The organism is Aquaticitalea lipolytica (genome assembly GCF_014641635.1).
Classification (GTDB): domain Bacteria; phylum Bacteroidota; class Bacteroidia; order Flavobacteriales; family Flavobacteriaceae; genus Aquaticitalea; species Aquaticitalea lipolytica.
Genome location: NZ_BMIC01000001.1, coordinates 1473661 through 1485960, shown reverse-complemented (window position 1 = coordinate 1485960; position 12300 = coordinate 1473661). Strand labels below are relative to the sequence as shown.

General features: G+C 31.2%; 12 protein-coding genes and 1 tRNA gene. 9 read left to right on the top strand and 4 right to left on the bottom strand.

The annotated features are described in order from the left end of the window. The first annotated feature begins 209 nt into the window (after nucleotides 1-209). From rnr to IEW41_RS06900, 4 genes are all read left to right on the top strand, one after another. Nucleotides 210-2396 (top strand): ribonuclease R, encoded by a 2187-nt coding sequence (gene rnr / locus IEW41_RS06915; RefSeq protein WP_188605561.1) that lies wholly within the window; start codon nucleotides 210-212, stop codon nucleotides 2394-2396. Between the two features lie 57 nt (nucleotides 2397-2453). Continuing rightward, nucleotides 2454-2747 (top strand): YbjQ family protein, encoded by a 294-nt coding sequence (locus IEW41_RS06910; RefSeq protein WP_188605560.1) that lies wholly within the window; start codon nucleotides 2454-2456, stop codon nucleotides 2745-2747. Nucleotides 2748-2826: 79 nt separating this feature from the next. Further along, on the top strand, nucleotides 2827-3498 hold the full coding sequence (locus IEW41_RS06905; protein WP_188605559.1) for a head GIN domain-containing protein: 672 nt from the start codon (nucleotides 2827-2829) through the stop codon (nucleotides 3496-3498). Between the two features lie 45 nt (nucleotides 3499-3543). Beyond that, nucleotides 3544-4227, top strand: a complete 684-nt coding sequence (locus tag IEW41_RS06900; protein ID WP_188605558.1) for a LysE family translocator — start codon at nucleotides 3544-3546, stop codon at nucleotides 4225-4227. A gap of 152 nt (nucleotides 4228-4379) precedes the next feature. On the opposite strand, the gene IEW41_RS06895 is transcribed toward IEW41_RS06900, so the two are convergent. Further along, a tRNA-Cys gene (locus tag IEW41_RS06895) sits at nucleotides 4380-4450 on the bottom strand. A 44-nt stretch (nucleotides 4451-4494) separates the two neighbouring features. Further along, nucleotides 4495-4863 carry a dihydroneopterin aldolase gene (gene folB, locus IEW41_RS06890; RefSeq protein WP_188605557.1) on the bottom strand — a complete coding sequence of 123 codons (369 nt, stop codon included), beginning with the start codon at nucleotides 4861-4863 and terminating at the stop codon, nucleotides 4495-4497. 64 nt (nucleotides 4864-4927) lie between these two features. On the opposite strand from folB, the gene IEW41_RS06885 reads away from it, so the two are divergent. From IEW41_RS06885 to IEW41_RS06870, 4 genes are all read left to right on the top strand, one after another. Beyond that, complete coding sequence (locus IEW41_RS06885; RefSeq protein ID WP_188605556.1) at nucleotides 4928-6928, top strand: glutamine--tRNA ligase/YqeY domain fusion protein; 2001 nt, start codon at nucleotides 4928-4930, stop codon at nucleotides 6926-6928. Nucleotides 6929-7022: 94 nt separating this feature from the next. Continuing rightward, the gene (locus IEW41_RS06880; protein ID WP_188605555.1) at nucleotides 7023-7505 is read left to right on the top strand and encodes a DUF1761 domain-containing protein; all 483 of its coding nucleotides are present in this window, start codon (nucleotides 7023-7025) and stop codon (nucleotides 7503-7505) included. 61 nt (nucleotides 7506-7566) lie between these two features. After that, the gene (locus tag IEW41_RS06875; RefSeq protein WP_188605554.1) at nucleotides 7567-8724 is read left to right on the top strand and encodes a GNAT family N-acetyltransferase; all 1158 of its coding nucleotides are present in this window, start codon (nucleotides 7567-7569) and stop codon (nucleotides 8722-8724) included. A 72-nt stretch (nucleotides 8725-8796) separates the two neighbouring features. After that, nucleotides 8797-9006 (top strand): hypothetical protein, encoded by a 210-nt coding sequence (locus tag IEW41_RS06870; protein WP_188605553.1) that lies wholly within the window; start codon nucleotides 8797-8799, stop codon nucleotides 9004-9006. 54 nt (nucleotides 9007-9060) lie between these two features. Here IEW41_RS06870 and IEW41_RS06865 read toward each other — a convergent pair whose 3' ends face one another. After that, nucleotides 9061-9990, bottom strand: coding sequence for an SPFH domain-containing protein (locus IEW41_RS06865; RefSeq protein WP_188605552.1), 930 nt, complete (start codon nucleotides 9988-9990; stop codon nucleotides 9061-9063). A 70-nt stretch (nucleotides 9991-10060) separates the two neighbouring features. Between IEW41_RS06865 and IEW41_RS06860 the strand changes: the two genes are divergently transcribed. Then, nucleotides 10061-10744, top strand: coding sequence for a hypothetical protein (locus IEW41_RS06860; protein WP_188605551.1), 684 nt, complete (start codon nucleotides 10061-10063; stop codon nucleotides 10742-10744). Here the strand turns inward: IEW41_RS06860 and gltX are convergent. Beyond that, on the bottom strand, nucleotides 10741-12252 hold the full coding sequence (gltX, locus tag IEW41_RS06855; RefSeq protein ID WP_188605550.1) for a glutamate--tRNA ligase: 1512 nt from the start codon (nucleotides 12250-12252) through the stop codon (nucleotides 10741-10743). The genes IEW41_RS06860 and gltX overlap by 4 nt on opposite strands. Nucleotides 12253-12300 lie beyond the last annotated feature (48 nt).

Here is a 12300-nt window from a genome sequence, read left to right as displayed (position 1 = left end):
AACATCTTTTTTAGCTTTATGTTTAGTATTTTAAATACTCTTATCTTTAAAAAAAGGTTAAATGTAAGGGGTAGAAAATTATGTTAAATATTAAAACCGTAGATTTGTAAAAACTTAATAATCAAACTTCTCCTTATATTAAGTTTATGATAATTCAATTTTCTCCCATTTCTCTGGGATTAGAAAATCAATATGATTAAAAATTTTAAATGACAAGAAAGAAAAAAAAGAAATCCAATAAAGGAATTTCTAACCTTACAAATACAATTCTAAGTATTTTAAAAAAAGATAGAAACCAATCATTCAACTATAAACAAATTGCTGCTAAACTCGGAGTAAATGATGCTAGTAGTAGAAATCAAATTATAAAAAAGCTACATCAACTACTTGCTAATAAAGAAATAGAAGAAGTTGAACGTGGTAAGTTTAAAGCTGTAATTAATACTGAATATCATTCAGGTATTTTAGACTTATCTTCTAAAGGAACAGGATATATTATTTGTGAAGATTTTAATGAAGATGTATTTATTGCTTCAAATAATATTAATAAAGCATTAGATGGTGATGAAGTAGAATTTTACGTTTATAAACGTCGTAAAAAAGGAAAATTTGAAGGTGAAATAACCAATATAATTAAACGTGCTAAAAGTGATTATGTAGGTACAATTCAAATACATAAAAACTATGCTTTTGTAGTTACTGATAGTACAAAGATGTATAAGGATATTTTTGTACCAATTAACAAAATTAATAAAGCAGAAGATGGTGATAAAGTATTAGTATTACTTGAAGATTGGCCAGATAATGCAGACTCACCTTATGGTAAAGTATTAAAAGTTTTAGGTAAACCTGGAGAACATAATACTGAAATACATTCTATACTTGCTGAGTATGGTTTACCTTATGAGTTTCCACACGAAGTTGAAGAGTTTGCTAATAAATTAGATACATCTATTACTAAAGCTGAAATAGCAAAACGACGTGATATGCGAGATGTTTTAACCTTTACCATCGATCCTAAAGATGCTAAAGATTTTGATGATGCATTATCATTTGAAGTGTTAAATAATGGATTATATGAAATAGGAATTCATATAGCAGATGTTTCTCATTATCTTCAAGAAGGAACTATTTTAGATGATGAAGCTTATGAAAGAGCAACATCAGTATATCTTGTAGATAGAGTAGTACCAATGTTACCAGAAGTATTATCAAATAATGCATGTTCATTACGTCCACATGAAGAGAAATATACCTTCTCTGCTGTATTTCAAATAAACGATAAAGCTGAAGTAAAAAATCAATGGTTTGGGCGCACAGTAACTTATAGTGATGCTCGATTTGCTTACGAAGAAGCTCAAGCGATAATTGAATCTAAAACTAATTCAATTCCAGAAGATGTTTCGCTTACAGGAAAAGCATATCAAACAGACCAAAAAATTGCAGATGCTGTTTTAAAAATGGATGATTTAGCTAAAATTATGCGTCGTAAACGTATGAAAGAAGGTGCTATTTCTTTTGATAAAGTAGAAGTAAAATTCGATTTAGACGAAAAAGCAAATCCAGTTGGAGTATATTTTAAAACCAGTAAAGATGCTAATAAACTTATTGAAGAGTTTATGTTACTTGCTAACAGAAAAGTAGCAGAGTTTATAGGTAAACAGTCTCCTAAAAAAACATTTGTGTATCGTGTTCATGATGAACCAGACTCAAGTAAACTAGCCGCTTTACAAGGTATTGTTTCAAAATTTGGATATAAATTAAACTTTAAAGACAGAAACAGTATTTCTTCATCATTAAATGGTTTATTAAGAGATGTACAAGGAAAAAAAGAACAAAATTTAGTTGATACTTTAGCAATACGAAGCATGAGTAAAGCTGAATACACCACACATAATATTGGTCATTACGGACTTGCTTTCGATTACTATAGTCATTTTACATCACCTATTCGTCGCTATCCAGATGTTATGGCTCATCGTTTATTACAACATTATTTAGATGGAGGTAAATCTGCTAATGAAGATGTTTATGAAGATAAATGTGCTCATTCAAGTAATATGGAAAATTTAGCCACTAAAGCAGAAAGAGACTCTATCAAATACATGCAAATTCGTTTTATGGAAGATCATAAAGATGAAGAATTTGTTGGAGTAATTTCTGGTGTTACCGATTGGGGAATTTACGTAGAGATTATTTCTAATAAGTGCGAAGGTATGGTAAGTGTAAGAGATATGAATGATGACCATTATCAGTTTGATGAATCACAATACGCAATGATTGGTAAAAAAACAGGAATGACTTATCAATTAGGTGATGAAGTTGTGGTAAAAGTTAAAAACACCGATTTAGTTAAAAAACATTTAGATTTTAACTTAATAGGTAAACCAGAATAACAATTCGTTTTGTAACAAACAAATCTTTAAAAGGACTTATTTATAAACTAAATAATTATGATTCTTACAACAACAAATACAATAGAAGGTTTTAAAGTAATTGAATATAAAGGCATAGTTTCTGGAACGTCTTCAGAATTAAAAACTAAGTTTTCTTTTAAAACTGAGAAAAATATGGAGATGATTGCAAATGTTATGACTGAGGCAAAAGAGCAGGCGTTTCAAAAGTTAAAAGACAATGCTACTAAATTAAATGCTAATGCTGTTTTAGGAATTAGTGTAGATGTAGAAACTGTAAATGGTTCATATTTTTTTGTATCAGTAACAGGAACAGCAGTAAATGTTGCTTAAACTGTAACAAAACATTAATAGTGTTATCTATACTAATGGAACATTTTTTGTGTTACATTATCTATAAAACAATTTACATATGAAATTTTTAGTATCAGTTATTATCGTATTAGTATCGTTGAATCTGTCAGCACAAAACCCCTTAGAAAAAGAAGTTGGTGAGTTTAATGAAGTAAAAGTGTATGATTTAATAGAGGTTAATCTAATAAAATCTAATGAAAACAAAGTTATTGTAAAAGGTGAAGATGTAAGTGACGTTGAAGTTATCAATAAAGACGGAAAGCTTAAAATAAGAATGAAGTTTGATAAAATCTTTAACGGAACTAAAACGTTTGTTGCTGTCCACTACACAAAATTAACTATAATAGATGGTAATGAAGGTTCATTTATATCTTCTAATGAACTTATTGAGCAAGATTATATAGAGCTTAAGGCACAAGAAGGAGCGCGTTTAAAAATAGGTTTAGATGTCAATAAAGTTGATATTAAAGCAGTCAGTGGAGGTGTTGTTGAAACTAGAGGTAAAGCAAGCTCTCAAGATATTTCCTTATCAACAGGAGGTGTTTATGAAGGTAAAGCTTTCGAGACAAAAACCACAAGCGTAAGTATAAAAGCAGCAGGTGAAGCCGATGTAAATGCTTCAGAAACTGTTAATGCTAAAATTAGAGCTGGAGGCGATGTAAATATCTATGGTAATCCACAAACAATAAATGAAGATACTGCATTAGGAGGAAGAGTAAGACGAATGTAAGAATAGTCAGTTCTTTTTTCTAAATTTGTTGAAATCACAAATTGCATGTTCAACGATATTTTATCAGCCATCCCTTTTGGTTTTATACTAGCTTTTACTATTGGGCCAGTTTTTTTTGTACTTCTAGAAACTAGTGCTACTAAAGGATTTAAAAGCGCCTTAATATTCGATTTAGGCGTTATGCTTGCTGATGCTTTTTTTATTATAGTTGCTTTTTTTAGTACCAATAAACTTCTTGAAAAAATTAAAGACGACCCTAATTTTCTAATTTTTGGAGGCGTAATTTTATTGATTTATGGTATTATTTCATTTATTAAAACATCAAAATCTTTCCGCTCTATAGTTAGAGAATACCATAAAATTGAAATTCAAAAAAACTATGGAAAGTTATTTTTAAAAGGGTTTTTACTCAACTTTATTAATATTGGTGTGTTAGTTGGTTGGCTTGGGTTTATAGTTATTGGTAACTCATTAACACAATCTAAAGAAGGTCTTATTGTGTTTTTAAGTACTATTTTAATAGTTTATTTTGTTGTTGACCTTTTTAAAATAGCAGTAGCTAAAAAACTAAGAAACAAGCTAACTCCAAGACGTATTTTTAAAACTAAAAAAATCATAGCATTGGTAATTTTAGGTTTTGGAGTATTACTATTGGCTCAAGGATTTTTCCCAAAAGAAAAAGAAAAGCTACAAGAAAGAATAGAAAAAATAAGTCCTTTAAAAGCTTAAATAATAAATTCTCAACATAAGCTAAAGGTTTTTAATTGTTAAGATTTCTGTGGCTTCGATAGAATTGCTGTAGCAGCTTTTGTTATATTTTAATTAATTTTTCTTAAAAATTTTACAATAAAAAAACCCTCAACATAAATTGAAGGTTTTTGAGGTGTCGAGCGGATTCGAACCGCTGTAGCAGCTTTTGCAGAGCTGAGCCTAGCCACTCGGCCACGACACCATAATTGAAGGGCAAATGTAAAAAAAATAAAGTTTTTACACTATTTACTTCTGTTTTTTTCGCTTTTCGGTCATTTTTATCGTTACCATCTCAACATCACCACCAATAGGAGGGTTTAATTTACTAATGGCAACAGTTACTTTATTAACCATTTCAGATTCATTCAATATACGAACTAATATACGTTTCGCAACAGTTTCAAGCAAATGTGTAGGCTTTTTCATTTCCTCTCGCACAATTCTGTTTAAAAACACATAATCTACAGTATCACTCAATAAATCAGATTTTGCCGATGGTTGCAAATTTGCTTTTACCTCTAAATCTACACGATAATCACTACCAATTTTAGTTTCTTCGGTTAAACAACCATGATTAGCAAATACGCGAATATTTTCAACTTTAATGATTCCCAAAACAATTCATTTTCCACAAAAATAGTATACTATATTTTAATAACTTTGCTTTTTATTTTTAAATATGTCTGAAGAAACAAAATCACTCAATTTTATTGAGCATATCATAGAAGAAGATTTAGCTAACGGAATGCCTAAAAACGATTTGCGTTTTCGTTTTCCACCAGAACCAAATGGATATTTACACATAGGTCACACTAAAGCTATAGGAATTAGTTTTGGGTTGGGTGAAAAATACAACGCTCCTGTTAACCTTCGTTTTGATGATACTAATCCAGCAAAAGAAGAGCAAGAATATGTTGATGCTATAAAAGAAGACATCACTTGGTTAGGTTACAAGTGGGCAAATGAGTTGTATTCGTCTGATTATTTTCAGCAATTGTATGATTGGGCTGTTAAATTTATAAAAGAAGGAAAAGCCTATGTCGACTCTCAATCTTCAGAAGCAATGGCAGAACAAAAAGGCACTCCAACACAACCAGGTGTTGATGGACCTTATCGCAATAGAACAGTAGAAGAAAATCTTGAACTATTCGAGAAAATGAAAAATGGTGAGTTTGATGAAGGCTCACATGTGTTACGTGCAAAAATTGATATGCAACACCCAAATATGCTTATGCGCGACCCAATTATGTATCGTGTGTTAAAGAAGCATCATCACAGAACAGGAAACGATTGGTGTATTTATCCAATGTACGACTGGACTCATGGTGAAAGTGATTATATCGAAAGTATTTCTCACAGTTTATGTTCGCTTGAATTTAAGCCTCATAGAGAGCTTTATGATTGGTTTTTAGACCAAGTAGTGGTAGAAGACAAATTACGCCCAAAACAGCGTGAATTTGCACGTTTAAATTTAAGCTATACTATTATGAGCAAGCGTAAACTACTTAAGCTTGTTGAAGATGGTGTGGTTACTGGTTGGGACGACCCTCGTATGCCAACTATATCTGGTTTGCGTCGTCGAGGTTATACACCAAATGCTATTAGAAAGTTTGTTGAAACTGTAGGAGTTGCCAAACGCGATAATGTTATTGATGTTGCTTTATTAGAGTTTTGTATTCGAGAAGATTTAAACAAAACAGCACCTCGTGTTATGGCTGTTTTAGATCCTGTTAAATTGGTTATTACTAATTATCCTGAAGATAAAGAAGAATGGCTGGAAGCCGAAAATAATCAGGAAGACGAAAGTGCAGGATTTAGAAAAGTACCTTTTTCTCGTGAGTTATATATTGAAAAGGATGACTTTAAAGAACAAGCAGGCAACAAGTTTTTTAGACTAAAATTAGGAGGAGAAGTACGACTTAAAAACGCTTATATAATCAAAGCCGAAAGTGTTGTAAAAGACGCTAATGGAAATGTTAAAGAAATTCACTGTACCTATACTGAAGACACTTCTAAAAAAGTAAAAGGAACACTGCATTGGGTATCTATAAAACATGCTATAAAAGCTGAGGTTAGAGAATACGACAGGTTGTTTATGGATGAAGCTCCAGATGCGCATCCTAACAAAGACTTTATGGAGTTTATTAACCCAGAATCTTTAAAATTAGTAACAGCTTATTTAGAACCTAGTTTAAAAGAAGCAAAAATTGGAGATAGGTTCCAGTTTCAACGCATTGGGTATTTTAATGTTGATAGCGATTCAACTTCTGACAGATTGGTTTTTAATAAAACCGTTGGTTTGCGTGACTCTTGGGAAAAACAAAAGCCAGTTGAAAACAAGAATCAAAACCAATCAAAGCCACAAAACAATCAACCACAACGCAAGGCTATTGATGTTATTCAACAATTAGGTAAAAAGTACACTAACTTACCTGAAGGGAAACAACAAAAGGCTAAAGCAGAAATTAAAGAATTAGCTAAAAAAGTAAGCTATGATGAACTTAAACCTTGGTTTAATACTGCTGCCAAGAAAGTAGGCACTCGTATTGCGACAATGATAACGCTTGGTGTGCTTTTAAAAAACGGTCAAGATCACAATCCTGAAATAGATGCTTTTATTAAAAGTGGAATTGAAGACAAGGATGATTTACTAGTTTCTGAAGCAAAATCTATAATGTAATAAAAGATCAGTTTTATGATTTTATAAACCTCGAAGATGTTCAACTTCGAGGTTTTTTTGTACATTTAATCAACTAACTAATACATTTTATAATATGGAAATGAATTTTCTTGCAATCGCAGCAGCAGCTGTATCAACACTTGTTGTTGGTTTTGTTTGGTACCATCCTAAAGTTTTCGGAACAGTTTGGATGCGTGAAGCTGGTCTTACAGAAGAACAGCTTAAAAAAGGGAATATGCTTAAAATCTTCGGATTAACACTTATTCTTTCGGTTTTAATTTCAATGGTAGTAATGATGCTGACCGTTCATCAAATTGGAGCGATGGGCATGGTAGGAGGTGACCCAACAACAGCTTTACCTTCTTATCAAGTATTTATGGACGATTATGGCATGGCATACAGAACTTTTAAACATGGCGCGTTTCACGGGTTTTTAGCAGGATTGTTTTTTGCTTTACCTCTAATTGCTATTAATGGGTTATTTGAACATAAAAGCGCTAAATATATTTTTATTAACTCAGGGTATTGGATTGTTTCTTTAATGATAATGGGAGCAATTATTTGTGGTTGGGTTTAATAATATTGATTACTTTTACACTAAAGGCTGAATAATTACATTCAGTCTTTTCTTTTTAAATTTGATACACTTTAATATTTATAAATATAGCAATGAACTTCCCTTAGGTTGGGATGATTTTGTGCGTCATGACATTTTTTTACAATCTAGCTATTTTAAAGCACTAGAAACCGTTTCGCCAAATAATATCTCGTGGTTTTATTTAGGAATCTTTAATGACGAGAGGTTGGTTGGCGTGGCAATAATTCAGCGTGTAGAGCTTTACCTTGAAGATATTTTTAGAAACTATAAAGACTCTTGTTTTAAACAAAAGTTTAAACATTTTATTTCTAAATTTTTAAAAGGGAATATGCTTGTTGTTGGAAATTTAATGCATACAGGTCAGCATGGAATTTATTTTGATACTAATAAAATCACACAAAAAGATTTTTTAGAAACCGTTTACAAAGCTATTTACGAGCTTAAAAACACTATCAAAAAAGAGCACAAAAAGCGCATAAGAATAATAATGTTAAAGGACTACTTTAAAGAAGACACTATTCATCTTGAAAAACCTTTTTTCCATACTTTAACACTCCATAAGGTAACTGTTCAACCAAACATGATTATGAATGTTGAACCCAATTGGAATGATTTTGAAGCCTATCTTTTAGATTTAAATAAAAAGTATAAACAACGATATAAAGTTGCTAGAAAAAAGGCAGGAAACATCATTAAAAAGGAACTGACTTTAGAAGATGTACAAAAGCACTCAAAACAACTTTATCATTTATATAAAAACGTCTCTGATAATGCTAAAATAAATACGTTTATACTACCAGAAGGACACTTTTACGCTTTAAAAAACAATCTAAAAGAGAACTTTAAGGTAATCGGTTATTATCTTGATAATACTTTAATCGGTTTTTATACACTTATACTTAACGGAACAGCTTTAGAAACTTATTTTTTAGGCTATGATGAAGCACATCAATATCCTAACCAGATGTATTTAAATATGCTTTATGACATGGCTGATTTTGCTATTAAAAACAAATTTAATTCAATTGTTTATGCACGCACTGCAATGGAAATTAAAAGCTCTGTTGGTGCTAAACCACAAAAAATGTTTGTGTATTTAAAACACACAAACCTGTATATGAATATTGTTTTAAAGCGCATTTTTAAGTTAATGAATCCAACTCAAGAATGGGAAGAAAGACATCCTTTTAAGGGTTGATTTTAAGACTGTAAATTTTGAATTGGCAAGATGTTTTAGTAAATTATATGGGCAATTCTAAAACCCATAGCGATGAAAATATCACAAAAAATACTTACTGAAATATCACAGATAACAAGAGCGATAGAAGATAAATATCCTGAGCTTCAAAAGTATCTAGATGAGTTGCCAATAACTTTGTCAGATGATGATAATAAAGTAGAAAAAATGGACGAAAAGATGTTAAAAGAGTACTTAGAGAATCTTAAATCTATTGTAAAAAAATACAAGAAAGAATATTAAACAAAAACCCTAGATTAGATATCCAGGGTTTTTTAGTTTAACAAAAAAATATGCCTATTCGTTATTCTTTTTTCTGTTTTTAGCTTCTTTCATTGCTTCGCCAATTTGATTACTTGCTGTAAAGCTAGCCACCATATTATTAAGCATATCACTACCAGCTTGAGGTGAGTTAGGAAGTAATATTAAATTACTATTTACATGTTCTCCAATAGACTGTAAAGTATCATAATGTTGTGTAACAACAATTAAAGCCGAAGCTTCTTGTGAGTTAATACCAACTTTATTTAAAACCTCTACAGATTCTTCAAGACCACGAGCAATTTCGCGACGCTGGTCTGCAATACCTTGTCCTTGTAAGCGCTTGCTTTCTGCTTCTGCTTTAGCCTTTTCAACAATTAAAATACGTTGAGCATCACCTTCATACTGCGCAGCAACTTTTTCACGCTCTGAAGCATTAATTCTATTCATGGCAGCTTTTACTTGTGCATCAGGATCAATATCTGTTACAAGTGTTTTAATAATGTCATAACCATAGTCTAACATAGCATCATTAAGTTCTGTTTTCACTGCAATTGCTATATCATCTTTTTTTACGAAAACATCATCTAATTTCATTTTTGGAACTTCTGCACGAACAACATCAAATACATAACTTGTTATTTGCTCATGAGGATAATCTAGCCTGTAAAATGCATCATATACCTTGTCTCTAATAACCATATATTGAACCGAAATTTTCAACCTCACAAATACATCGTCTAAAGTTTTAGTTTCTACAATTACATCTAATTGTTGAATTTTTAAACTTAAGCGTCCAGAAACCTTATCTATTAAAGGAATTTTCATCTGTAAACCAGAATGGCGTATGCTAAGAAACTTTCCAAAACGCTCTATAATTGCAGCCGATTGCTGTTTTACAGTAAAGAATGAAGAGAGTAAAATTAAAACTCCCAAGAAAATAAAAGGAATGTAATAAATTGACATAACAGTTTTTTTAAAGGTTAGAAAATATAAAGTACTAATTTAAGTTATATTTGTTGAATAGCATCAAATCATGAATTTTAAACAACTTATTTTATTAGTAGCATTTAGTATAGGTTTTGTTACACAATTATTTTCGCAACACGGAAGATATAATATTTACAACGGTTTTGGGATAGGAGGAGGAGTTACACAGTTTAATGTTTTAACCGATAATTTTGAAACCCAACAAGGTAATGGTTGGGTTGGTACAATGTCTGCAACTGTTGATATACCTCACAAATGGCATACAGTGAGTTATCTTTTACAATTATCTGAAAATAGTTTCGGAGTTTCTTCAAGAGCATTGCCATCAGCTACCACTTCTGAAATGGTTGAGTATAAATTAATGACTGCTCAAGTTGCTTTTTTAATACACGCTAAAATAGTTAAAAACAATTTTACTATTGATGTAGGACCTATGTTACAGTATAATGGTAAACTTGATTTAAAGGACAAAAGCAAAGAAAATTACTTTATAGATGGTTATAGTGCGCTACAAGCCAAAGAGATTGTTGATATTTCAAAGTTTAACGTAAATGGAGCAATAGGAGCAACTGCAGGTTTTGATCACTTTAAGCTACGTGTTCAATATATTTATGGCGTTACTAATATGCTTAAAAAACTTAATGACCAAGACTTAAACACAGACCCTTCAAATAAATCATTTAAAGGAAACCAATCTATGCTTACTTTTTCAGCTATTGCTTATTTTTAAACGGTTTCAATTAAGTTTTTTATACGCTCAACAGACTGTGTTTTTCCAATCATAAATATAATTTCAAACACATCAGGACCTTGCATAGCACCAACTAACGCTAGTCGCAATGGCTGCATTACTTTACCAAATCCCACTTCTTTTTTTCCAATCCAAGATTTAACTTCGGTTTGAATATTCTCAGTAGTAAAATCTGAAATATTGTTTAACATCTGAGTTAATTCGCTCATTAATTCACGAGAATCATTATTAACTATTTTAGCGAAGGATTTTTCATCGTATTGTTTTGGAGATTGAAAAAAGAACGAACTTAAGTCCCATAAATCGTTCACAAATGTTGCTCTCTCTTTTACTAAACCAACTACAAGGACTACATAATTTACATCTATGTCTTTTAATTCTAATCTTGAAGCTTTAAACAACTCTGCTAATTCATCATTGTTTTGTTCTTGCATATAATGATGATTAAACCATTTTATTTTATCTGGATCAAAGCGAGCTCCAGATTTATTTACGCGCTCCAATTCAAAAGCCTGAGTGAGCTCTTCTAAAGTAAAAATCTCTTGTTCTGTACCTGGATTCCAACCTAAAAAAGCTAAAAAATTAACCATAGCTTCAGGGAAATATCCATCTTCTTTGTAACCTCTAGAAACCTCTTGTGTTTCTGGGTCTGTCCATAATAAAGGAAATACAGGAAAGCCTAATTTATCGCCATCACGCTTACTTAATTTTCCTTTTCCAGTTGGTTTAAGAATAAGAGGTAAGTGAGCAAACTCTGGCTTTTCCCAACCAAAAGCATCGTATAATTGATAATGTAAAGCCAACGAAGGCAACCATTCTTCACCACGAATAACATGTGTAATTTCCATTAAATGGTCATCTACAATATTTGCTAGATGATAGGTTGGCATACCATCACTTTTAAATAACACCTTGTCATCTAAAACGTTTGTATCTATAGTCATTTCACCACGAATAATATCTGTAAGATGTAAAGTTTGATCTTGTGGGGATTTAAAACGAATTACATAATCATCACCAGATTGTAACTTTGCTTTTAATTCATCAGCCGACATCGATAATGAGTTACTTAGTTTTAAACGATTATGCCAATTATAGATAAAAGTTTTTCCTTCTGCCTCATGATTTTTTCTATGAGCATCTAAATCTTCTGAGGTATCAAATGCATAATATGCATTACCAGAAGCAACCAATTTGTCAGCATATTGTTTATATAAATGCTTACGTTCGCTTTGTCTGTATGGACCAAATTTTTCATTCTTTCCAGGGCCTTCATCAAATGGAATATTGCACCAGTTTAATGCCTTTACAATATAATCTTCAGCGCCTTCAACATACCTGTTTTGATCTGTATCTTCAACACGCAGGATAAAAGTTCCATTATGTTTTTTAGCAAATAAATAATTAAATAATGCAGTACGAACACCTCCTATATGTAATGGTCCTGTTGGACTTGGTGCAAAACGCACACGAACAGTTTTGGTCATGATTTTTAATTTATGACTGCAAAGATAAAACGATATTTATGAATAGAA

Coding starts and splice junctions, on each gene's coding strand:
- rnr (WP_188605561.1), top strand. CDS start 210: ATGACAAGAAAGAAAAAAAAGAAATCCAATAAAGGAATTTCTAACCTT.
- IEW41_RS06910 (WP_188605560.1), top strand. CDS start 2,454: ATGATTCTTACAACAACAAATACAATAGAAGGTTTTAAAGTAATTGAA.
- IEW41_RS06905 (WP_188605559.1), top strand. CDS start 2,827: ATGAAATTTTTAGTATCAGTTATTATCGTATTAGTATCGTTGAATCTG.
- IEW41_RS06900 (WP_188605558.1), top strand. CDS start 3,544: ATGTTCAACGATATTTTATCAGCCATCCCTTTTGGTTTTATACTAGCT.
- IEW41_RS06885 (WP_188605556.1), top strand. CDS start 4,928: ATGTCTGAAGAAACAAAATCACTCAATTTTATTGAGCATATCATAGAA.
- IEW41_RS06880 (WP_188605555.1), top strand. CDS start 7,023: ATGGAAATGAATTTTCTTGCAATCGCAGCAGCAGCTGTATCAACACTT.
- IEW41_RS06870 (WP_188605553.1), top strand. CDS start 8,797: ATGAAAATATCACAAAAAATACTTACTGAAATATCACAGATAACAAGA.
- IEW41_RS06865 (WP_188605552.1), bottom strand. CDS start 9,990: ATGTCAATTTATTACATTCCTTTTATTTTCTTGGGAGTTTTAATTTTA.
- IEW41_RS06860 (WP_188605551.1), top strand. CDS start 10,061: ATGAATTTTAAACAACTTATTTTATTAGTAGCATTTAGTATAGGTTTT.
- gltX (WP_188605550.1), bottom strand. CDS start 12,252: ATGACCAAAACTGTTCGTGTGCGTTTTGCACCAAGTCCAACAGGACCA.